Below are 23,398 nucleotides of genomic sequence, written 5' to 3' on the forward strand. Positions count from 1 at the left end.
CACTTTGCACCCGACGGGCGCCTCCGTTTCCTCCCGCAAAGGCCATATTTCCACTGCCTCGCGCAAAGACCGCAAAAACGGTAATCCCCGATATGGGCGTCGGCGGCATCCTCGCGTTCGGCGCGAACTGCTTCAATATGGCGTTTGTCCTGCCTTTCGTCGGCAGCGACGCGGCGGGCAGCGCTGGATCCTCTCGTTTCTGGAGACGCTGAAAGCGCCGGAGCGCCTCATCCTCATCGCCACGCATCACCACGAGACCGCCGCGCGTCTCGCGGACCGGGAACTTCAAATGACAAAGGAGCACCGGCTGCTGCGCTGAGCCGCTCCTTTTTTGAATTGCTTTATTCGGGATTGCTTCATCTGGAGAACCGCCATGAACAATGACAGCAAAAAGCCCTCCCTCAGCCATACCGCCGGGGAGGGCCGCCGGAATCAATCGATCAGTTTATGAAATAGCCGCGGGAATCCCGTCCGCAGCCTCCTCCCGGACGATCTCCTCCCGCACATACTCCCGCAGGGACGGATCGACGGCAAGCCGCGCGTCCAGCGCCACGTTTCTCCCCTCGCGGATATAGACGCAGGGAACATCATACGCATAGCAGCCGCGCGCCGACGGACGCTCATCAAGGCAGTCCGGGACATGCGCGCTTCTTTTTTTCCAGAGAAAGGAGGAATCGCTGATGGAGACGTTTTCCACCGGCGAACCGCTCTCGCCTGCGATCACAATCGCGCCCTCGCACTCCATGCGCAGATGATCCATGTAGATATCGGAAATTCTGCCCGGAACCCGGTCCACGCCGCTTCGCGGGGTCGCGGAGATAAAGACCGGATCCCCTTTCCCCCACCAGTAATGCACGCCGGTATGCCGGGTCACGCAGTCCGCATAGCGCCGGGTATTTCCCACGACGTGATGGATGCTGATGTCATAGATCCGCCCCCCGTCGCGCGACCAGATCCCGAAGCCTCTCGTGCAGTCCTCCAGAACGCAGTCGGAGAGAATGACGCCATGAATGTCCCCCCACGTCTCCGTCCCGATCTTGAGTGCGCAGGAGCGTGATTTCATGATGCAGCCCGATATGACGATGTTCTCCGAGGCGCCGTATTTTTTTGTCATGGGCGCCGTGGTCTTGATGACGACGGCATCATCGCCGCCGCGGATCACACAGCCACGGATCATCACATTTTTGCAGCAGTCCGGGTCGATCCCGTCGTTGTTCGGCCCTCTTTCATTATTCAAAATCCGCACATTTTCAATGAGAACGTCCCGGCAGCCCGCCATATGCAGCGTCCAGAACGCCGCATCGTAAAAGGTGACGTCCCGGACCGTAAGATTTTTCACATCCTCCAGAAAGCTCATCCGCGGGCGGAAGCCCCGCACATTCAGGGGACACTCGTGAAAGCCTCCGTCCGAATCATCGTCATAAAAGCTCCGCCGTCCCTGTCCGTCAATCGTCCCGGTTCCCGAGATCGTGATGTTTGTCTCATGTCTGGCCAGAAGAAAGCAGCCCCCCTCCCAGCCGGTATCCGCGTTGTCGTCCTCGAAATCCCTCGAAAAATCCGTCAGCTCCGCCGGGTCCGAGGACGAAATCAGCGTGGCCCCGTTTTCCAGATGCAAGTCTATATTCGAGCGCAGCATCAGCGTGCCGGAGCAGAACCGCCCCGCAGGGATGAGAACTCTCCCCCCCGTCCTACCGCAGTCGTCGATCGCCGCCTGAATCGCCGCCGTGCTGCTCGTCACGCCGTCCGTCTCCGCGCCGTAGTCCAGTATGTTGTAAACCATGTCTCCCTCTCCGCCGGCCTAATGGGCGCGGACGCGGCAGTCCGCCGCCTCCTCACAGCCGTAAACGCCGGTAATCTCTCCCTCCGGATCCGTCTCAATCCGAAGTCCTCTGCCGGATTCAAAAATCTGCCGGCCGTCAATATAGGCAGCCGCTCTCTCTCCGTGATTTTCCATCCGGTAGCTGCGGCCGTTCCATTTCTGTTCATATTCCGCGTCGATCCCCCGGCAGCTCCCCCAGATCAGTCTGCCGCGGCAGATATGAACGCCGAACATCCGGCTGACGTACTCCATCACCGAGAGCATCGCCGGCCCGTAGGCATCCTGCCCCGCCGCGCCGTCCGGGGCCACCCCCGAGGGCTCCATCGTAAACGGATCGTACTGCTGCACAAAGCGGCAGGCCTCGCCAATCGCCTCAAGCAGCTTCCACCCGAGGCGGGGAAGCAGCGAAAAATATCCGTAATTTTCGAGCGCGCGGATCGCCCGCTGATAGGTCAGAGCCTCCACCTGACCGCTCCAGTCGTTCGACGGTTCATTCACAAACAGCGGATCGTTCGCCGCGACCGAGGGAAGCGGCAGCTTTGTCCAGAATTCCCGGGGATTCAGCAGATGCTCCCGCACAAAGAGGTCCGCCATCTCACGAGATATGCTCCCCCAGTACATGCAGCGCAGCGTATTGTGCAGCAGAACCGGCATGACCCTGTGATGCCGGTCCCTGTCAAAGAGCGCACCCCGTCTGTCGTCCCAAAGATACTCCCGCATCCGGGCCGTCACAATCCCGGCCTCTTTCCGGTGTTGCTCCGCCGTCTCCCCGCGGCCCAGAATATCCGCGATCTCCGCCATGGTCTGCCGCGCGGAAACAGAGAAGCTCATGATATCCATCGAGGCGATCGGAACCGTGTCGCAGCCCTCCGGCGGCGTCTCTTTCTCCCACGGATCCGGGGCATCCCCGTAGCGTCTCGCATGATCCTCCCCGGTATCATAGCGGCACCATGACTCAAGGCAGCCGTCGCCGTCCGAATCCCGCACCCGCCAGAGATACTCGTCAAAACGACGCAGCACCTCGTAGAGCTGCAAAAGATAGTCGCCGTCCCTCCCCGTCAGAAAATACATGTCCAGTGCCGGCGCCGGAAAGCAGAAGCCCTGAAATTTATCGAACTGCGGCGTGACCGCGCCGTCTATGAGAGCGATGCTTCCCGGAATTCTCCCGTCCGCTCTCTGATAATCCATAAACAGCCTCTGGTTGTTCCAGCCCGTGATCAGATCTCTCTTCGCATACATCTCCCCGCCCATCGGCTGGGTCTCGAGCCAGATCTTGTCGTAGCCGCCTCCCTCTACCAGAACATTCCGGTCCCCGAAGCGCCTGACATTCCGGAGGCATTTCTCCTCCGCCGAGGCCATGAGCTTTGCAAGAAGCGCATGGTCCGTTGAAAAAAACACTCCCGTTTCCGGCAGCATCACAGCTCCTTTCCGGGCCTGCTCACCCTGCCCTGTTCCGCTCATCCTTTCAGGCCGCTCGTGCCGATTCCCTGCACCAGATAGCGGTTGAAAAACAGAAAGATCAGAAAGACCGGAATCAGCGACAGCGACGACATCGCGAACATGGCGCCGTAATCCGTGACGGACGCCGAGTCCGCAAACAGCTTGATCGCAATGGAGACGGTATAGGACTCGGGCCTCGACAGATACAGAAGCGGTCCCATATAGTCATCCCATTTCCAGTAAAACTGAATGATGACCGTCGTTACGATGCACGGCTTGAGAAGAGGCAGAATGATCTGCGAATAGATCCGGTACTTCGAGCACCCGTCGATCTTCGCCGCCTCATCCAGCTCCCGCGGGATCCCCTGCATGAACTGCATCATCTGATAGATAAAGAACGCCTGCCCGCAGAAATAGGGAAGAATGAGCGGCGCGTAGCCCGGAACCAGCCCGAGGCGGTAGTAGATCAGATATTGGGGAATCATGATAACCTGCGCCGGCAGCATCATCGTCGCCAGCATGGCCGTGAACCAGAACCGGCGCCCCCTCCACTGCACCCGCGAAAGCGAGTAGGCCACCAGTGAGGACGACAGCACGCAGCCGAGCGTGGCGACCGTGGTGACGACAAAGGAATTTTTGAAAAAAGTCAGGAACGTCGTGCCCCCGAAGCCCGACCAGCCGGTCGGATAATTGGACAGCTTCCACTCCGTCGGAATCAGGCTCAGCGTCCCCCGCAGAATCTGCGCGTTGTCCTTGAACGAGCCGCTGATCATCCAGAGCACGGGGTAGATCATGATGAGGCCGAACACAATGACAAGAATGTGGTACAGCGCCTTTACCGCAATTTTTTTCTTTCTCACCGCTTCTCCCCCTCTCAGCTCTCCGCCTCATTGAACACCCAGTGCCTCGAGGTCTTGAAGATCACCAGCGTGACCGCGCTCATGACGACCAGCATGCTCCAGCTCATGGCGCAGGCATAGCCCATTTTGTTGTACTTGAACGCCTGATTGTAGACGTTCAGCGCATACAGCATCGTCGCGTTGTTCGGCCCGCCGCCCGTGATGACGAACGCCTGCGTAAAGGTCATAAACGCCGAGATGGTCTGCATGATGAGGTTGTACAGTATGATCGGGGACAGCATCGGGAGCGTGATCCGGAAAAATCTCTGCCATCCGTTCGCGCCGTCGATCTCGGCGGCCTCGTACAGGGAGACCGGGATCTCTTTCAGTCCCGCCGCAAAAATGATCATCGAGGAGCCGAACTGCCAGACCGACATGAGGATCAGCGGATATATGGCAAGAGCGGCGTCGCCGAACCAGTTGACCTTCGGCAGTCCCAGCGAGAGCGCGATGGCGTTGAACAGTCCTCTGCGGGCAAAGAGCTGCTTCCAGACCAGAGCGACCGCGACCGAGCCGCCCACCAGCGAGGGAAGGTAATACAGCGACCGGTACAGCGTGACCAGCTTCGTCGGTCTTGTCAGCACAAACGCGACAAGGAGCGCAAACGACAGCTTCAGCGGGACGGAAATCAGCACATACTGAAGCGTTTTCAGAATGGATTTGCCGAATACCTCATCCTGAAACAGCCGTGCGAAGTTCTGCAAGCCGATGTAGTCCGCCTGTTTGGTTCCCAGCGAAAAATCCGTGAACGAATAGTTCAGCGACATCAATATGGGAATCAACGAAAACATGACAAAGCCGAAGATGAACGGGAGCGCGAAAATATGCCCCACGGTATTGTCATGATGAATGAAACGGTATAGTCTGCCTTTTCCGGCCACAGCCGTGTTTCCGTTCATAATAAATCTCCATGCCGAAGCGTTATTTGCAAAACCCCGCTCTGCCTCGAACGCAGAGCGGGGTTGTCTGTCACATCAGCCGTCGCCTGTTGGTTATTTGAAAATCGCGGAGGCGTCGTCATAGGTCTTCTGGGCTGCCTCTTCTGCTGTCAGCTCGCCCGAGGCAACCTGCTGAATATAATTCAGATAATTGTCCTGCACCTCGTTCTGTCCGTCGGGAGAAAGAACATTGTACTCCTCAGGCATCGGCAGCTTCGACGCTCTGTCCACGTAGTCATACATGATCTTCTGTCCCTCGGTCGTATTGGCCGACAGCGCCGCGCGGACATCCTCATTGGCAGGAATCCCCCGCTCCGCCTGCAGAATATTGTTGCAGTCAATGTCATTCTCAAACCAGCTTATGAACGCGGCCGCCGCTTCTTTCTGCTCCGAATCCTCAGAGACGCAGAGCATCTGCGAGGACTGGATCGTCGCGCCGGCGTTGCCGTCCTTCTCCACGCGGGGAAGGGGCGCAAGAGCCAGCGTTCTGCCCTGCTCCTGACATACATTATAAATCGTCGGGAACTGATTGACCGCCACCCACGTCATAGCCGCCTCGCCGGTTACAAGGAAATCATTCTCGATATTTGTGACCTCGGCGGACGCACCGGCATCCGGATAGGATCCGTGAGCGATCATATCCGCGCGCATCTGAATATAGGGCGCCAGCATGGCGGGATCGTCAAAGCCCATGCCGGTGAGATCGAGATTGAAAAAGCTGTACTGGCCGAGCTCTCCCTGCTGCGGAATGAACGTGGAGCAGCCGGCGATGAAATCCGAGTTAAGGAACGTCGAGGAGCCGAAGATTCCGAGCTCATCCGTGATCTTATCCGCCGCAGCCTGATAATCCTCCCATGTCCAGTCCTCTGTCGGAAGAACCGCACCGGCCTCCTCAAAAAGCTGCGGGTCGTAGGCAATGCCGTAGGTATTGATACCGTTCGTGAGACCGAGCTGCACCCCCTCCGTCGTCTGCGTTGTCTTGAGATTGGACTCGGAGATCTTACTGACATCCACCACACCCGAGGCAATGAATTCATCCAGCGGATGAATCTTATCCATGTACATCGGGAAATTTCCGCCGAGCTGGAACACATCCCATACCTGATCGGAGGCGACCAGCGTATTCAGCTTGGTGAAATAATCGTCAAAGGAATAATACTCGTATTCGAACGTGACCTCCGGATGCAGCGACTCGTACAGCTCGATGGCCGCGATCGTCTTATCATGACGGTTCTGCGAGCCCCACCACGCCATGCGGAGCTTGACCGGCTCGCCGGCCGCAGCGCTTTCCTCCGCAGGCTCCTGTTCAGTCTCCGCTTCCCCGGCGGTCTCCTCCGCCTTCCCTGCCTGCTCCGCCGTCTGGTCTGCCGGAGCGGACGGCGCCGCACTGCTTCCGCAGCCCGCAAGCAGGCCTGCGGTCAGCGCCGACGTCAGCAATACATGAATCACTCTGTTTTTCTTCATAGCACCCTCCCTAAATGAAGTACTTTTGTGCAGGATATTTCCTGTCTGCTCTCTGCTATGGAAGAGTATACGGGATTCTGTTTCCTGAAAAATACCGCAAAATATAGTAATATATCAATAAACCGCTGATTATTATATTTGATGCGACAGCATTTCGCTGTTTTTTGCCCCCTCTCTTATCCATTCTGATCAGAAACAGAGCCGGAACACCTGCCTCTGCGGGCTATTTTTTCTTCTGCGCCATGACGGCGCTCTGAATCATTAGGAGAGGCTTGACGCCGTGCCGGCTTCTGCATTGTAATAATAAAAAAGCCGCGGGCATTCCCGCCCGCAGCGGTTCCGGCCCCGATAGGACGGCCGCAGTGAATGGAGCTTTTCATGCGCAGATTTCCGATGAGAGAGGGAGGCGCGCCGGACGATGCGGCGCTTTCCGGAGACGCCGTACATTTCTATATAGAGGCGCAGACCAGAATGCCGCAGTTCTATATGCCCTACGAGCACACGCACTCGGTTCTCGAGTTCTACTATCTGCATCAGGGGCAGTGCATGTACATGATCAACGGCTCTTACGTGCATCTGCGCGAGGGCGACATCATGATCGTGGCGCCCCATGTGCGGCACAATACCAGCTATACCGGGCGGACGGCCTCGGAGCGCATCGCCGTCTACATCAACACGGAATATCTGCCGGAGGAGGTAACCTGCGGGGTCTTTGGCCTCCGGGACATGCTCTCCGGTTCGGGCAAGAGGATCCTCGACCACGCCGGCCGCACCCTCATCATGAATGTACTGGGCAGAATGGCCGACGAGCAGGCATCCCCCGAGCAGCATTCCGAGACGCTCCTGTCGCTCTACTCCGGCGAGCTGCTCATTCAGGTGCTGAACCACTCCACGCCGGCGCAGGACATCTTCATCCCGATGACGGCGATGGAGCCCGATATCGAAAAAGCGCTGCATCTCATCGACACGCGCTTTTCCCAGCCGCTCACGCTGAAATCCGTCTCGGTGCAGCTCGGCCTGAATCCGGCCTATTTTTCGCACAAGTTCCGCGTCTCAACCGGACATACGTTCAAGGAATACCTGAACAACGCGCGGATCCGGCAGGCGACGCATCAGCTCATCGTGAGCGATGATTCCATCACAAAGGTCGCCATGGACTGCGGCTTTACGAGCAGCAATTATTTCAAGGATCTTTTCCGCCGCTATATGGGCTGCTCTCCCCGGGATTACCGGAAGAGGGCCACCGTCTCCAGCAAGTACGGCAGCGGAACGGCAAAATAGGCGCTCCGCCCGGCGCCGACAGGAGCGGTCCTCAGGGGTCCCCGGCCTGATCCCCCTCCCCGCGCCGCGCCCCGTCGCGATCCTCGAGAGAAAAGCCGTAGTGGGCAAGAATGCGGTTATAAAGAAAGCTGTTGCAGTACGCCGGAAACCCCGGCACGACGACAAGGAGCGGGGCGAAAACAAAGATGCCGACGAGCCAGAAACCCGTCATGACGAGAACCCCCGAAAGAACCGGCAGAAAATTATGCAGCAGCATGCCGCCCGCCATGGCAAAAATCGCCGCCGGGCGGTTCTCCACACGGGCAAGAAGAGCAAATACAAAGGATAAAAGGCACAGATACAAAAGGGTCACGACCAGTGCGAGCACCAGCATGGCCTGCGCCCCCGCCGACCCGCCGCGCAGTCCGTAGCGCAGCCCGTAATACAGATCCGCGGCGAGAACGGCGCCCGCCGTAAGAAAGCCGATCCACAGCAGGGTTGCCGCCCTGAAATTCCGGCGAAAGGCGTGGAAAAACTGCTGCCAGAGCCGTCCCTCCTGATTCGACGCCATCTTCAGCGTCACATAGTACAGCGCCGTCGTCGCCGCGCCGGCGGTCACGACCGGAACGGAGCACAGCGCCCAGAGAAGCGACAGGACAAAAAAATCCGCGAGATTTCCGATAAACTTCCACACCGGGTTGTCCGCACGAAAAAAACTTTTCATAATGAATCCTCTGTCTGCGCCGAAGCGCTTTTATGCGTCCTGCGGTAATGCAGAGGCCTGTCCCCCGTCATCGTCCGGAAGACCCTCTCAAAATACGTGACGTTGCCGAAGCCTGTCTGCGCCGCAATCTCCGTGACGGAAAGCGCCGTTCCGCAGAGCAGCTCCTGCGCCCGCCGCATCCGCATAAACATCAGATACTCCACGACCGTAAAGCCTGTCACCTGCCGGAACAGCACCGTCAGCCTCGACCGGCTGATATAAAATTTTGCGGCCAGCGCATCCAGCGAATGACTTTCACCGCAGTGCTTTTGGAGATACTGCGCGAGCTCGTCCACCTTGTAGCGCTGATCCGTCCCATCCCGCAGCTCCCCGCGCAGCGACCGGTCCTCCCGCTTCTCTCCGGGGACTCCCCGCTCCGCCGCATGGGCGAAAAGCCCGAGCAGCTCCGCCGCGCGAAGCAGAGCCCGCGACCGACCGGGCTGCGGCACGCCGGCCTCTCCAAGCGTCTGCCTGAGATCCTCCATAATCCGCAGCGCCTGCCCCCACTCGGCCTCCGTGAAAACCGCGGGCCCCTGAAAGCGACTGCCGAATTCATCAAAGCCCGGGTAGCCGAGGCCTTTCAGCAGCGCGTCGAACGGCTCCTCCTCATATTGCAGAAGAAAGCGGCGATGCACCGGATCCTCGCTGTACATGCTGGTCTTGTGAATCCGGTTCCGCCCGATCAGTATGGCCATGCCGGGCTTCACATGACAGGTATTCTGCTCGATGAAATAAAGACGATCCCCCTCCATAAGAAAATACAGCTCCATGCTGTCATGAAAATGGCGGGTGCGCATGGCGTAGGAGGAGCTGCGGTACGCTTCCTCGACAAACAGCCCCGGCACCTCTCCGACAAAAACAGGATTTTCCTCCCGATCCGCATATTTCGGCTTCAAGCATTTCCTCCCTGCTGCGCGGCGCGCAGACTGCCGGGCCGCTCTGCGGCTCATGCCGTCCCACGGCGCAGCAGCACTTTCCGCTCATGGAACAAATCAGAGCATCCGCGCGATTTTTTACACTACCTATTTACCATAACACAATTCTGATTGTCCGATAAGATAAGTTTTACGAATTTTGGTCCGATTATGAAAGTAATTTTATCCGCTTCCCCGTATGATGATGGCATGGATCCGGTTTCGGAGCAGCGCTCCGAAGCTCATTTCTGCCGCAGCTCCCGGAAATTCTGCGGAGCAGACCCTGCGGCATTTTCTGCGGAGGCTTGCCATGCAATATGAAGACCAGTGCGTAAAAGACATCAGAATCGCTTATATCGGCGGAGGCTCCCGCGGCTGGGCGTGGACCTTTATGACCGATCTGGCGAGAGAGGCACAGCTGTCGGGCGAGGTGCGGCTGTATGATATCGACCGCGGCGCGGCCGAGGCCAATCAGATCATCGGAAATCGCCTGATGCAGCGCCCGGAGGCGACTGGCCGCTGGCGCTTTTCCGTCTCCGATTCACTGGAGAGCGCCCTCTCCGGCTGCGACTTCGTCGTGATCTCCATTCTCCCGGGCCGCTTTGACGAAATGCAGTCAGATGTTCATCTTCCCGAGCGCCTTAGCTGCTGGCAGTCCGTCGGCGACACCGCCGGCCCCGGCGGAATCATCCGCGCGCTGCGCACCATTCCGATGTTTGTCGAAATCGCGCAGGCGATACGCCGCTGCTCCCCCGACGCATGGGTCATCAACTACACGAACCCCATGTCGCTGTGCGTAAAGACGCTCTATTATACATTCCCGGAGATCCGGGCGTTCGGCTGCTGCCACGAGGTATTCGGGACGCAGAAGGTGCTGCAGGGGATTCTTGAGAAAGAAACCGGAGAGCGCGCGAAAGACTGGCACGATATTTTCGTCAACGTCCTCGGCATCAATCATTTCACATGGTTTTCCAGCGCATCCTTCCGCGGCGTCGACCTTTTCCCGGTCTACCGCCACTACATCGACCGCCGCTTTGAGGAGGGCTTCGAGCTCCGCGATGAAAGCTGGATGAACTCCTCCTTTCACTGCGCGCACCGCGTGAAGATGGATCTCTTCCTCCGCTACGGCTGGATTGCCGCCGCCGGCGACCGGCATCTCGCGGAATTTATGCCGGGAAACGAATATCTGAATGATCCCGAAACCGTCCGCTCATGGAAATTCGGCCTCACCGGCGTAGACTGGAGAAAGAATGATCTGAAAGAACGCCTTGCCCGCTCGCAGCGCCTTGTCTCCGGGGAGGAGGAGCTCGCGCTCTCTCCGACCGGCGAGGAGGGCATTCGCCTGATCCGTGCGCTCTGCGGTCTGGAGCGCTTCCTCTCCAATGTCAACCTCCCCAATACCGCGCTCCAGATTTCCAATCTCCCCGCGGACGCCGTCGTGGAGACCAACGCCGTCTTTGAGCTCGGCCATATCCGGCCCGTCGCCGCCGGCGCTCTCCCCGAGAGCATCCGGGCTCTGATCCTGCCCCATGTGGAAAATCACGAGCGGACGCTTCGCGCCGCGCTGACCTTTGACCCGGAGCTCGTCACGGAGGCGTTCCTGCATGACCCGAACTTCTCGGCAAAATGCCGCGACCGGGAGAAGACCCGCGCGCTCGCGGACGATATGATCCGGAACACCCTGACCTATCTGCCCGATGAATGGAAAAAAACAGTGTAAAAATTACGCCGATGCGATGGTTTTTGCACACGTCTGTTTGTGCCGAAGCCCAAATAGCCTCATCGCACAAAGTGCTTCGGCATGGAGATTTATATGAAGCTGCATGAAATCAATATCCGGGATCCCTTTGTCCTTGCCCACAACGGCGTCTACTACATGACCGGCACACGGGCCGCAACGACATGGACCGACCGCGCCGACGGCTTCGACGGCTATTACAGCAGGGATCTCATAAACTGGGAGGGCCCCGTGGAGCTCTTTCACCGGCCGGAGGGCTTCTGGGCCGACAAGTGCTACTGGGCCCCGGAAATTCACTTCTACAACGGATATTTCTATCTCTTCGCCACGTTCGCAAATTCCGCCGAGAACCGGAAAGGCACGGTGATTCTGCGCGCCGCGTCGCCGCTCGGACCGTATCGGCTCCACTCGGAAGGCAAGATCACTCCCGAGCCGTGGCAGTGCCTTGACGGGACCTTTTATCTGGATCGGAACGGCCGCCCGTGGATGGTGTTCAGCCACGAGTGGACGGATCTCGGCGACGGTCAGATCTGCGCCGTTCCCCTGTCCTCGGATCTGACCCGCCGGGACGGCACGCCCCGGGCTCTGCTTCAGGCCTCCGATGCCGGCTGGGCGAGGGCGATCCGGAACCGGCAGTGGGACGGACCGGCGTATGTGACGGACGGGCCGTTCCTCTGGCGCCGGAACAGCGGAGAGCTGATCATGCTCTGGGCCACATTCGGGGAAAAGGGCTACGCCGAGGCCGTCGCGCGCTCGGACAACGGTGATATCACCGGACGCTGGACCGTCGACCCCGCTCCCCTCTTTGCCGAGAACGGCGGCCACGGCATGCTTTTTTCTACCTTTGACGGAAAAACAAAGCTCGTGCTCTATCAGCCCAATACCTCGCTTGAGGAGCACCCTGTTTTTCTTGACACCTCGCTGTAAGCCCATGAGACACGGAGCGCCTCGCTAAAAAGCGCTTCGACACGGAGGATTTTCATGAAACCGTTTATTGACCGCAATTTCATGCTGAATACCGGAACGGCCGCGCGTCTTTTTCACGATTACGCGGAAACACTGCCGATCATCGATTATCACTGCCACATCTCGCCGAAAGAAATCTATGAGGACCGCCGCTACCGCAATCTCTCTGAAATATGGCTCGGCGGACGGAATCCGGACGGCTCGTACTTCGGCGATCACTACAAGTGGCGGCTGATGCGCTCGGCCGGCTTCCCGGAGCGCGTCGTCACCGGAGACGCGGACCCCTATGAAAAGTTCGCCGCATTCGCCGAGACGCTCGCCATGGCCCCCGGCAATCCGATGGTCGTGTGGTCGCATCTCGAGCTCCAGCGCTATTTCGGGATCACCGAGCCGCTCACAAAGGAAACCATGCGGGAAATATGGGATAGAAGCTCCGACATGCTGCAGAATGACCCCTCGCTTTCCGTCCGCGGCATCATCCGCAAGTCGTCGCTCCGCTATATCGGAACGACCGACGATCCGACCGACACCCTCGAGTGGCACGAAAAGCTCGCCGCGGAGCCGGACGCCGGCTTTCTCGTCTGTCCCTCGTTCCGTCCCGACAAGGCCCTCAATATCACAAAGCCGGACTTTCCGGAATACATGAAAAAGCTCGCGGCCTCCGTCGGAAAGGAAAGCCTCCGCTCCACGCGGGAGGTCATCGACGCGCTGTATCAGAGAATCGACTTCTTCAAGGCGCACGGCTGCCGCGCCTCCGATCACGGACTCGACTACTTCATGTACCGTCCGGCTCCCCTTTCGGTGTGCGACGAAGCTCTCCGGGCCGTTCTCTGCGGGAAAGCGATCGCGCAGGAGAACGCCGAGGCCTACCAGACCGCGCTTCTCTCCGCGCTCGCCGCAAAATACCGCAGAGAGCACATCGTCATGGAGCTTCACTACTCCTGCTCCCGGGACAACAACCGTCGGATGTTCCTTGCCGAGGGCCCCGATACCGGCTACGATATGATCCGCAAAACCGTCTCCGGCGACAACATGGCTGCGTTTTTCAGCGATCTTGAAGCGCGGGACGAGCTGCCGCGCACCATCGTCTTTTCTCTCGACGACAGCGATTTCCGCCAGATTGTGACGACGCTCGGCTGCTTCCAGTCGGAGGAAATCCCCGGAAAAATGCAGCTCGGCGCCGCGTGGTGGTTTCAAGACACCAAGGCCGGAAACCTGAAGCAGATAAGCGATCTCGCCGAGCTGGGACTCCTCGGCAGCTTTGTCGGCATGCTGACGGATTCAAGGAGCTTTCTTTCCTACACAAGGCACGAGTATTTCCGCCGTCTTCTCTGCCGCTATCTCGGCGAGCTGGTTGAAAACGGCGAATATCCCGATCACGAGCCGGCGCTCCGAACGCTTGTGGAGAACATCTGCTACTACAACGCCGCGCGCTACTTCGAGCTCTGAACACCCGGCGGCACCGATACTCCGCATATCAGAAAGGAAAAGACGATGTCAGACATGGAAACACTGAGCTATGAGCTTCTGAAAAAAAAGAATTTTCACGGATATCTTCTGGAAAAAGGAACGGCCCCAGTCCGTCTCCTCCAGTTCGGCGAGGGAAATTTTCTCCGCGCCTTTGTGGATTACTGGTTCGACGTGGCCAACGAAAAGGCCGGCTGGAACGGAAAGATCGCCCTCGTGCAGCCCATTCCGCAGGGACTCACCCGGCAGATCAACGCGCAGGAGGGACTGTACACGCTGTATCTGCGCGGCTCCGAGAACGGAAAACGAATCGACAGAAAACGCGTGATCTCAGCCGTAGACGCCTGTTACAACCCCTATGAGCCGGACGACTGGCAGCGCATCCTTTCGATTGCGGAGAGTCCGGATCTGGAATATATCGCCTCCAACACGACCGAGGCCGGCATCGTCTACGACGCCTCCTGCCGCTTCGAGGATGCGCCGCCCCGCTCGTTCCCGGCAAAGCTCGCCGTCCTCCTGCATCATCGTTTTCAGGCGGGGCAGGCCGCGCCGGTCATTCTCTCCTGCGAGCTGATCGACGACAACGGACGCGTGCTCCGCGATACGGTTCTGCGGCACGCGGAGGATTGGAAGCTCGGCGAAGATTTCCGGCGCTATCTCGCGCAGGAATGCCTGTTCTGCTCCACGCTCGTGGACCGCATTGTTCCGGGCCGCATCGGCGATCCCGCCGTCAGCGCGCAGATGGATGAGGAAAACGGCTACGCCGATGAGCTCAAGGACGTCAGCGAGGTCTTCGGCGTCTGGTATATCGAGGGCCCGGTCTCTCTTGAGGAGCGGCTCCCGTTCCGGAGAGCCAGCCTCAACGTGCACGTCGTCCCCGAAGTCTCACCCTACAAAAAAAGAAAGGTCCGCATCCTGAACGGCGCGCACACCGGCTTTGTTCCCGGCGCGTATCTGGCCGGCTTCGATATCGTCCGCGACTGCATGAAGAACGAGGTCATACACGGCTTCATGAACAAGCTCCTCTTCGACGAGGTTATTCCGGTTCTTCCCCTCGACGAGGAGGACTGCCGCCAGTTTGCCGCAGCGGTCACAGACCGGTTCAGCAATCCGTTCATCGACCACTCGCTGCTCAGCATTTCCTTAAATTCCACCTCCAAGTGGAAAACGAGAAATCTCCCCTCGCTTCTGGAATACACGGAAATGGCCGGCCGTCTTCCCGAGGCGCTCTGCATGGGCTTTGCCGCATATATCGCGTTCTATTCCACAGAGCTCCTGCGGCTCGATGAAAACGGCCTGACCGCAAGGCGCCCCGCAGGCGACGAATATGTCATCCGGGACGACGACTGGGTTCTCGACTTCTACTGGAGCCGCCGCACGGCCTCTGATGAAGCGCTGGTGCACGACGTCCTCTCCTGCGAAAAAATGTGGGGACAAGATCTGACAAAGCTCCCCGGACTTGAAAAAACGCTCTGCACCGGCCTCGCCCTGATCCGACGGGACGGCGCGGAGGCGGCTTTTGCCTCGCTCCTGTAAACACTTTCGCACAAGGAGTTTAGACCACGATGAAATACATACAGATTCACCCGTCCGACAACGTCGCCGTCGCTCTGGAGGCGCTGCCCCGCGATGCCGTGCTCAATATCCGCGGAGAGCGGATCACCGCCCGGGAGTCCATCCCGCAGGGACACAAAATCGCCCTCACGGATATCCCTGCAGGCGGGAGCATCATCAAATACGGAACCCCCATCGCCTCTGCCGTGCGCCTTATCCCGCAGGGCTGCCATGTGCATACGCACAATGCCGCAACCCTGCTGTCCGAACAGACGGATTACCGGTATGTCCCGCAGTCTTTCCCTCTGCCTACCGCGAAACCGCAGAGCTTTCTCGGCTACCGGAGAAAGGACGGCCGCACCGGCATCCGGAACGAAATCTGGATTGTGCCGATCGTCGGCTGTGTAAACGACACGGCGAAGCAGCTCGCCGCCATGAACCAGTCTCTTGTCCGCGGCTCCATCGACGGTCTCTACCATTGGCCGCACCCGTTCGGCTGCTCGCAGCTCGGGGACGACCTCGAACAGACAAAGCGTCTTCTCGCCGCGCTGGTCCGTCACCCCAACGCCGGCGCGGTGCTCTGCCTCGGGCTCGGCTGCGAAAATCTGCAGATGGATATGTTCCGGGAGGCTCTGGGAGATTTCGATCCCGAGCGGGTTCGTTTTCTCCTCTGTCAGGACGTGGAGGATGAACTGGAAGCCGGCTCCGTCATGCTCCGTGAGCTCGCCGCATTCGCCGGGCGGTTCCGGCGGGAGGTCTGCCCCGTCTCGGATCTGGTCGTCGGCATGAAATGCGGCGGAAGCGACGGTCTCTCCGGCATTACCGCCAATCCGGCCGTCGGCCGCTTCTCCGACCTCCTTGTCGCCGCCGGCGGCTCCGCCATCCTGACGGAGGTGCCGGAAATGTTCGGAGCGGAAAATCTGCTGTTTGCAAGATGTGCCGATAGGGATGTGTTCGACCGGGCCGTCCGCATGGTCAATGCGTTCAAGAGCTATTTTCTCTCTCACGGACAGGCCGTCTACGAAAATCCGTCGCCCGGCAACCGCGAGGGCGGCATCACGACGCTCGAGGACAAGTCCTGCGGCTGCATACAGAAAGGCGGCTCTGCGGCGATCGTCGACGTGCTCTCCTATGCGGAGCCGGTACAAAAAAAAGGCCTGCAGCTTCTCTCCGGCCCGGGAAACGACCTTGTATCCGCCACAAACCTGACGGCTGCCGGAGCACAGCTCATCCTCTTCACCACCGGCCGCGGAACACCGTTCGGCGCGCCGGCCCCGACGGTGAAAATATCCTCCAACACCGCGCTTTTTGAATGCAAGCGTGGATGGATCGATTTCAACGCGGGAACGATCGCCGACGGAAGCGAAACCATCGAAGAGGCCGGCGAGCGGCTTCTTACGCAGGTCCTCCGGATCGCCTCCGGCGAGCGGACGCTCTCGGAAATACACGGCTGCAGAGAAATATCCATCTTCAAGGACGGCGTGGTGCTGTGAGGGCGCATTCAACGCTCATGACAGAGTCGTGCAATCCTGTCCTGCGCAAAGCCGGAATCCCTTACAACACCATCACCAGCGTCCCCGCCGTCAGGAGAAGCGTGCCGATCAGCGATTTCGCCGTCATGCGCTCGTGCAGAAAAAGGAAAGCCAGAATCAGGGTCAGCACCGTGCTCATCTTATCGACCGGCACCACCTTGGAAACCTCTCCAATCTGAAGCGCCCAGTAATAGCAGAGCCACGACGCTCCCGTCGCAAGCCCCGACAGGATGAGAAACATCCAGCTCTTTCTGCTGATAACCAGTATGCCTCCCTGCGCATGGGTGAGAAAAACCATCCCCCACGCCATGACGAGCACGACGCAGGTGCGGATCGCCGTGGCAAGACCCGCGTTCACGTCCTTGATGCCCACCTTGGCAAGAATCGATGTCAATGCGGCAAAAACCGCTGAGCCGACAGCAAACAGAAGCCACATAACTCCCACCTTTCTGTACCTGCTCCGGCAGGAGGCGTCATAGCGCCCCTGCCGGTCATCTCTCCGCCCCGGAGCCTTTTCCCGGCAGCCTTCTCACCACGGCAAAGCACATCGGAACAATATAGAGGCAAGCCGATACCCACGCGCTCTGATCCCCGAACGTAATCGCATCATAGGCAAAAACAGGAACCAGCAGCACACTGACAAGGATGCGGGCGACCATCTCCACCGCCCCGCTGACCATCGCGCGCCCCGAGCAGCCGAGCCCCTGCGTGCACATTCTCGCGACACCGAGGAGCCCCAACGTCCAGTAAAAATAACCCAGCCGCCTGAGATACAGTCCCGACGCGTCGAGCACGGCGCTCTCCGACGCGGGAACGAACAGCATCGACATCGTCCTCCCGAAAACGCCCATAACCACGCCCGCAAAGAGCCCGTACAGAGCCGCAATCGCAAGACCGATCCCCAGTCCTTTCCGTATCCGGTCCGTCCTCCCCGCCCCGTAGTTCTGGCCGGCAAAGGTCGACACTGCCGTAGCAAGCGCGTCAAAGGGGCACATCGTGAGCTGTTTGATCTTCATTCCGGCGGTAAAAGCGGAAACATACACCGTCCCGAGCCCGTTGTTGGCCGACTGCATCACCATGCTGCCGATGGCCGTGATCGAATACTGCAGGCCCATGGGGACCCCCATGCGCAGCGTATTGGCCGCCCGGTGCCCGTCCCAGACCCTGTCCTCCCTGCGAAGATGCAGGATGTCAAAGCGCCTGTGGATCAGGACAAGGCAGAGAATGCCGCTGATCGCCTGCGAGACAACGGTTGCAAACGCCGCCCCGGCAACACCCCAGTGCAGCACCATGATGCAGAAGACATCCAGACCGATATTCAGTATGGCCGACAGGGCGAGAAAAAAGAACGGCGTCCTGCTGTCGCCGACGGCGCGAAGCATTCCAGAGAGCAGATTGTAAAGCAGGGTAAATGGGATGCCGAGAAATATAATGAGAAGATACCGATAGGCATCCCCAAAAATATCCCCCGGCGTCTGGAGGAGACGCAGAATCTGCGGACACAGCAGCGCCGTAAGCGTTGTCAGCACTGTCGCAAAAGCAAGACACCAGACCCCCGCGTGAAAAATGTACGAGCGCATCCCTCGGTAATCCTCTGCTCCAAAACACTGCGCCACTGGTATCGTAAAACCGATCGCCGTCCCGATGCAGAAGCCCATCACCAGAAACTGAACGCTGGACGAGGCTCCGACGCCCGCCAGCGCCAATGCGCCGAGCGTCTGCCCGACGATGGCGGCATCCACCATATTATACGTCTGCTGAAAAAGATTGCCCGCGAGCAGCGGAAGAGAAAACTGCAGAATCAGCCGCAGAGGCGATCCCTCCGTCATGCTTTTCATCATATGCAACATACCGTCCTTAACAAAAAGAAACCGGGCGTCTGTGAGTGATTCACAAACGTCTCCGGTTTCATTCTAAACTCTTTCCACGGGCTTGCAAGATACCGCCAGGAATTTTTATCCCTGATAGGGCTTTGAAAAATCGTGGTAGAGAATATAATTCACATAATAATTCGCCCATGCGTCTCCGTAAGCGTCGTTCAGCGTTTTATTCGAGGCGCGGTACGCGGCCGGACGGAACGCGGCATTTGCCTGCGCGCCCACCTGCATGCCGACGGCGAGGAAGTTCTGGAACAGGGCATTCGTGTCCGCCGGATCGATCACGCCGTGGAGCCAGACGTTGTTCGTGTAGTAATAGGACGCGTCATAGACGTCCGCCATGTCGGCCGGCGTCAGCGGAAGCCCGGCAATGATCTTGTAGGTATAGCCGGAGATCCAGCCCTCCGATGCCAGTCTCGACAGGGACTGCGCCGGAATCTTCACTCCCTCTGTCTGCGCAAGGCGGTACAGATCGCCCTCCGACATCAGCTGATACATAAAGCTGTTGCGGAGCTGGCGGTAGACCGCGTCCGCATCGGTCGTTTTGAGAAGCCCCGCTCCGATCACGTCCGTCCAGCCGATCTGAACCTGCCACTTGGACGGATAGGCCGGTGCCGCCGCCGCGGGGACTGCCGAAAACGCAAATGACGATGCCGCTGCGGAGGCCGCCAGAAGCAGCGCCGCCGCTCTCTTTCTGATCTCGCTCATTATCCTGTATTCCTTTCTTTGTATTGTCATGCTCAGTCCGCGCGCAGGGCATCGATCGGATTCAGACGGCTCGCACGCCTCGCGGGGGCCCATCCGAAAATAACGCCTACGGCGACCGAGAAGCCCACTCCCAGAGCAATCGCCCGGTAGGATATCGTAAAGGTCGTCTTGAGCGCCGCCGACGCTCCCAGCGCAATCAGCTCGCCGAACAGCACGCCGATAAGGCCGCCCAGCACCGACAGCACCACCGACTCGATCAGGAACTGTGCCTGGATCCGGTTCGGCTCCGCTCCCAGCGCCTTGCGCAGGCCGATTTCCTTCGTCCTCTCCGATACCGAAACCAGCATCATATTCATGATCCCGATACCGCCGACAAGCAGCGCAATCGAGGCGATTCCCCCCAGCATCGTGGACATCATCCCCTTGATCTGCCCCATGGCGTCCATCAGCGACTTGGCATTTACCACCATGTAGCTGCTCTTTGCCTTGTTGAAAATATTGCTCAGCGCCGCGCGGACCCGCCGTTCCACGGCGGCCGCATCTGCCCCCTCGATCATATAAAGCTCAAGGCTCGTCACGTCTTTCTGACCGCTCATGCGCATCGCGTTCCGATACGGAACAATGACCGTTCCGTCGAACGAAGAGGTATCTGTAAACATGCCGGACAGGGAATTGCTCTCTCCCTTGACGCCGACCACGGTATAATCGTAGCCGCCGATGCGGACGACCTGCCCGATCGCCCTGCTGCCGTAGAGCACCTTGTCCATAAAGGTCTTGTCCACAATGCAAACGAGAGAATTTCCGTCTATGTCGGCCTGCGTGAGGCCCCGTCCCTCTGCGATGATGTTGTTGTGGACAAAAAAGATCGCATTCTGGCCGTCGACCATCACCTTATCGTAAACCTTTCCGCCATAGGCCGCGGTCGTGGTAAGCGAGCTGGACGGAGCAATGCCGTCCACGCCGTCGATGGCTGCCAGCGTCTGCAGGTCGCTGTCCGAGAGACCGCTCTTCATCCCCGTCCCGTACACATTGACCGTAAGCGTTCCGGCTCCCATGTCGCCGAAAGTCCCCATGATGGAATCCGTCACGCCCCCGACAATCGTGATCAGCGCAATGACGGATGCCACACCAATCACAATGCCGAGCATCGTGAGAAACGACCGGAGCTTGTTCGCCCTGATATTCTGCAGAGACATGGCGAAGCTCTGCCGAAACATTCCGAAATTAAGCATCTTCAATATCTCCCTCGCTGAGATTGCCGTCAAGGATCCTGACGATCCGCCCCGCATGCTGCGCGATATGGCGGTCGTGCGTGATCATGATGATCGTCCGGCCCTCCTTATTCAGCTCGTGGAACAGCTCCATCACCTGTCCTCCGGTCTTCTGATCGAGAGCCCCCGTCGGCTCGTCGGCGAGCAGAACCGTCGGGTTCACCGAAATCGCGCGGGCAATCGCCACGCGCTGCTGCTGGCCTCCGGAGAGCTGATTCGGATAATAATCCATCCGGTCCTCAAGCCCCACGCGGCAGAGCACCTCCTCCACGCGCGCGCGGCGTTTTTTTTCCGGCATGTTCGCATACAGAAGAGGCAGTTCCACATTCTGCCGCGCCGTCTGCTTCTGCAAAAGCTGAAACTGCTGAAACACAAAGCCGATCTCCCGGTTGCGGATCCTCGCAAGGCTCGCTTCATCCTGCTCCGCAATCAGTCTCCCGGAAAGGCGATATTCACCGCCCGTCGGCACGTCCAGACAGCCGATGATATTCATGAGTGTGGATTTGCCGGAGCCGGAGGGCCCGAGGACCGCAAGAAACTCTCCCTGCCGCACATCCAGGCTGATTCCCTTCAGCACGTGCGAGGTTTCTTCGCCAAGCACGTAGTCCTTGGTGATCCCCCGCATCTCCAGAATACGGTCTCCCGCCTTTTTCCCCTGTGCCGCCTGCATCATTTCTCCGCCTCTCCGTTTTCAACGTACATAGAGGATTCATTTGTCAGGTAGTTAAGCGCAGGCGTCGTATCAACCACGACATCGCCCTCTGAAACGCCTCTCACAATCTCGGTGTACACGCCGTCCGTGACGCCGATCTCCACATCCTGCTCCGTCACGGTCTTGGAACCCTCCGCATAGCGCTGGACATAGGCGCTGCCGTCGGTTCTCGTCTGAACAAAGCTGCTCGGGACAGAAACCGCCTGCTTCACATCGTCGATGATCAGCTTGACCTCCACACTCATGCCGGTGCGGACGTCATCGTCCCCCGCAAACTCCACCTCGGACTCAAAATAGGAAACGCCGTTTGCCACCGTCGCCGTGCGGGCGATGCGCGAAATTGTTCCGTCGTAGCTCTTGTCCAGCGCGTCGACCGAGATTGTGACAGAACTCCCCTCCGTCACACCGCTGATATCGTACTCGTTGATCTTGATCGCCACCTTCATCGTGTCAAAGCTCGTGATCGTCGTCATGGCGTTCGTCGCGCTGACCAGATCTCCCTCCTTGACATTGAGAGAGGTGATGACGCCGTCCATCGGCGCTTTCACAGTACATTTTTCTATATTCTTCTCGAGATTGGCGAGCTTGAGCTCATTGACCTCGCTGTTTGCCGAGACATTCGCCTGCTCCGCCTGCAGTGCATAGCTCTCGATCTGTTCCTTCACCCCGTTCAGCACCGCGTTGTAGCTGTCGAGGGCATTGAGATAGGATATCTCCGCCGTGACGAGCGCGTCATAGGCCCCCGTCAGACTGTTCTCCTCGTTGATCTTCGCCGCCTTATATCCGGTGACGGCGTTGTTGTAGGCCGCCCATGCATTCTCCAGACTGAGAGAGGCCGTGTCTGCGGCATTCTGCGCGCTGTCGACCGCATCCTGCTTCGAACCTCCGGCAAAGGCCGCGTCGGACTTGTTTCTCGTCCTGTCCAGCGCCGCGTTGGCCTGACTCGCCTGCAGCTCCGCCGTGCGGACGCCGTTATAGGCCTGATCCACCGACTGCATCGCGCCGAGCACAATCTGGCTGAGCTTTGCGTTGTTCAGGTTCACCTCATTATTATAGGCCTGCTGGGCGGACACAAGCTGTGCCATGGCCGCGTCGATGGCCTGCGAGGCCGAGAGGATCTGCGAATTGAGACCGTTGTCGATATCCGAACGGTAATTGCTGTAATTCTTGTTCGCAATCTTGATCGAAATCGCGCTCGCCTGATCCGATGCCGACATCGCCGCCTTGAGCTCATCGATCTGCTGCTCGATCGAGGACGGATCCAGCTCGGCAATCACATCGCCCTCTTTCACCTCATCGCCCTCCTTGACAGAGAGCTTCTGAATCCGGATGCCCGTGATGTCCGGCATGATATTCTGCTGCCTCACCGGCTCGATGGTGCCCGTAAAATTGCGAAAAGTCTGGATATCGCGGAGCTCCGCCACCGCCTCGTCGTAGTTCGGGTTTGCTTTTCGGTTTATGTAAAGACCGACGCCGACCGCCGCCACACTCCCGAGTATCACCCATTTAACCCATTTCTTCTTCCTGCGGGGCTTCTTTTCCTTTTTTCGGGACGTCTTATCCTTTCCCGCATCCCGAGACAGTGTCCCGCTGTTCTCCTGCGATCCCGCATCCGAATGCACGGCCGTATCCGGCTGCAAAGCTTCCGCATCCTGTTGTACCATATCCTGATGTAAAACCTCTTTCTCGCTCATTCTGACCTCTTTACCGAAGCTGTTTTCTTCCGGACGCCCTCCTTTGATCGCAGAGCTTCCGAAGCATCTGGCTGTGCCCCCGACGATCGTTACTATAACAGGAATTGCGGAAATTCAAAAGTTTTGAAGAAAAAATTAATACAGTTTTAAGAAAATCCGGCTTTATCGTCGCAGTTCTTTTAATAACGCGATAATTCCGCGGCGTTCCCGTTCCCTGACCAGTACGGTTTCGCCATATCCTCCGAGTTATTGTATACACTGAAACCTCAAAAATTACGTTAATAGAAAGCGGGCTAAATCAGTCCTGATCTCTATAAATTCACCTGCTGGCCTTCAACAGATAGTGCAAAATACCTTGAAAATACGCTGTTTGTGTCATCTG

19 protein-coding genes are annotated in these 23,398 nt (G+C 58.6%); 6 read left to right on the forward strand and 13 right to left on the reverse strand.

The genetic code is table 11. The annotated features are described in order from the left end of the window. Positions 1–445: 445 nt before the first annotated feature. The 5 genes from E0E20_RS07940 to E0E20_RS07960 all read right to left on the reverse strand — a co-directional run bounded on the left by E0E20_RS07940 (position 446) and on the right by E0E20_RS07960 (position 6,560). Complete coding sequence (locus E0E20_RS07940; RefSeq protein ID WP_130837662.1) at positions 446–1,780, reverse strand: glycoside hydrolase family 28 protein; 1,335 nt, start codon at positions 1,778–1,780, stop codon at positions 446–448. An 18-nt stretch (positions 1,781–1,798) separates the two neighbouring features. After that, the gene (locus E0E20_RS07945) at positions 1,799–3,235 is read right to left on the reverse strand and encodes an MGH1-like glycoside hydrolase domain-containing protein (RefSeq protein ID WP_130837693.1); all 1,437 of its coding nucleotides are present in this window, start codon (positions 3,233–3,235) and stop codon (positions 1,799–1,801) included. 41 nt (positions 3,236–3,276) lie between these two features. After that, entirely contained in the window at positions 3,277–4,119 is an 843-nt protein-coding gene (locus E0E20_RS07950) for a carbohydrate ABC transporter permease (protein WP_242622718.1), read from the reverse strand. A 14-nt stretch (positions 4,120–4,133) separates the two neighbouring features. Next, on the reverse strand, positions 4,134–5,057 hold the full coding sequence (locus tag E0E20_RS07955) for a carbohydrate ABC transporter permease (RefSeq protein WP_130837663.1): 924 nt from the start codon (positions 5,055–5,057) through the stop codon (positions 4,134–4,136). 93 nt (positions 5,058–5,150) lie between these two features. Beyond that, positions 5,151–6,560 carry an ABC transporter substrate-binding protein gene (locus tag E0E20_RS07960; protein ID WP_130837664.1) on the reverse strand — a complete coding sequence of 470 codons (1,410 nt, stop codon included), beginning with the start codon at positions 6,558–6,560 and terminating at the stop codon, positions 5,151–5,153. A 378-nt stretch (positions 6,561–6,938) separates the two neighbouring features. Here E0E20_RS07960 and E0E20_RS07965 point away from each other — a divergent pair, with 378 nt between their 5' ends. Continuing rightward, entirely contained in the window at positions 6,939–7,841 is a 903-nt protein-coding gene (locus E0E20_RS07965) for a helix-turn-helix transcriptional regulator (RefSeq protein WP_165444031.1), read from the forward strand. A gap of 31 nt (positions 7,842–7,872) precedes the next feature. On the opposite strand, the gene E0E20_RS07970 is transcribed toward E0E20_RS07965, so the two are convergent. Then, positions 7,873–8,544: a YesL family protein gene (locus E0E20_RS07970; protein ID WP_130837666.1), complete on the reverse strand. Its 672-nt coding sequence runs from the start codon at positions 8,542–8,544 to the stop codon at positions 7,873–7,875. Continuing rightward, the gene (locus E0E20_RS07975; RefSeq protein WP_165444032.1) at positions 8,541–9,479 is read right to left on the reverse strand and encodes an AraC family transcriptional regulator; all 939 of its coding nucleotides are present in this window, start codon (positions 9,477–9,479) and stop codon (positions 8,541–8,543) included. Before E0E20_RS07975 ends, E0E20_RS07970 begins: the two co-directional genes overlap by 4 nt. 328 nt (positions 9,480–9,807) lie before the next feature. Here E0E20_RS07975 and E0E20_RS07980 point away from each other — a divergent pair, with 328 nt between their 5' ends. The 5 genes from E0E20_RS07980 to E0E20_RS08000 all read left to right on the forward strand — a co-directional run bounded on the left by E0E20_RS07980 (position 9,808) and on the right by E0E20_RS08000 (position 16,715). After that, positions 9,808–11,217 (forward strand): family 4 glycosyl hydrolase, encoded by a 1,410-nt coding sequence (locus tag E0E20_RS07980; RefSeq protein ID WP_130837668.1) that lies wholly within the window; start codon positions 9,808–9,810, stop codon positions 11,215–11,217. Between the two features lie 93 nt (positions 11,218–11,310). Further along, on the forward strand, positions 11,311–12,162 hold the full coding sequence (locus tag E0E20_RS07985; RefSeq protein ID WP_130837669.1) for a glycoside hydrolase family 43 protein: 852 nt from the start codon (positions 11,311–11,313) through the stop codon (positions 12,160–12,162). Positions 12,163–12,216: 54 nt separating this feature from the next. After that, the gene (gene uxaC, locus E0E20_RS07990) at positions 12,217–13,650 is read left to right on the forward strand and encodes a glucuronate isomerase (RefSeq protein WP_130837670.1); all 1,434 of its coding nucleotides are present in this window, start codon (positions 12,217–12,219) and stop codon (positions 13,648–13,650) included. A gap of 54 nt (positions 13,651–13,704) precedes the next feature. Continuing rightward, on the forward strand, positions 13,705–15,204 hold the full coding sequence (locus E0E20_RS07995; protein ID WP_130837695.1) for a tagaturonate reductase: 1,500 nt from the start codon (positions 13,705–13,707) through the stop codon (positions 15,202–15,204). Positions 15,205–15,233: 29 nt separating this feature from the next. Further along, complete coding sequence (locus tag E0E20_RS08000) at positions 15,234–16,715, forward strand: UxaA family hydrolase (protein WP_130837671.1); 1,482 nt, start codon at positions 15,234–15,236, stop codon at positions 16,713–16,715. 61 nt (positions 16,716–16,776) lie between these two features. On the opposite strand, the gene E0E20_RS08005 is transcribed toward E0E20_RS08000, so the two are convergent. The 6 genes from E0E20_RS08005 to E0E20_RS08030 form a co-directional block, all read right to left on the reverse strand. Further along, positions 16,777–17,190 (reverse strand): EamA family transporter, encoded by a 414-nt coding sequence (locus E0E20_RS08005; RefSeq protein ID WP_130837696.1) that lies wholly within the window; start codon positions 17,188–17,190, stop codon positions 16,777–16,779. 55 nt (positions 17,191–17,245) lie between these two features. Next, positions 17,246–18,604: an MATE family efflux transporter gene (locus tag E0E20_RS08010; RefSeq protein WP_130837672.1), complete on the reverse strand. Its 1,359-nt coding sequence runs from the start codon at positions 18,602–18,604 to the stop codon at positions 17,246–17,248. A gap of 105 nt (positions 18,605–18,709) precedes the next feature. After that, complete coding sequence (locus E0E20_RS08015; protein WP_130837673.1) at positions 18,710–19,339, reverse strand: hypothetical protein; 630 nt, start codon at positions 19,337–19,339, stop codon at positions 18,710–18,712. Between the two features lie 32 nt (positions 19,340–19,371). After that, positions 19,372–20,571, reverse strand: a complete 1,200-nt coding sequence (locus tag E0E20_RS08020) for an ABC transporter permease (protein ID WP_242622720.1) — start codon at positions 20,569–20,571, stop codon at positions 19,372–19,374. Continuing rightward, the gene (locus tag E0E20_RS08025) at positions 20,564–21,283 is read right to left on the reverse strand and encodes an ABC transporter ATP-binding protein (RefSeq protein WP_278045063.1); all 720 of its coding nucleotides are present in this window, start codon (positions 21,281–21,283) and stop codon (positions 20,564–20,566) included. The genes E0E20_RS08020 and E0E20_RS08025 overlap by 8 nt, the downstream gene beginning before the upstream one ends. Next, complete coding sequence (locus tag E0E20_RS08030) at positions 21,280–23,016, reverse strand: efflux RND transporter periplasmic adaptor subunit (protein WP_130837674.1); 1,737 nt, start codon at positions 23,014–23,016, stop codon at positions 21,280–21,282. The genes E0E20_RS08025 and E0E20_RS08030 overlap by 4 nt, the downstream gene beginning before the upstream one ends. Positions 23,017–23,398: the final 382 nt, after the last annotated feature.

The sequence above is a fragment of the Lachnoclostridium sp. Marseille-P6806 genome (genome assembly GCF_900625025.1).
GTDB lineage: Bacteria > Bacillota > Clostridia > Lachnospirales > Lachnospiraceae > CAG-791.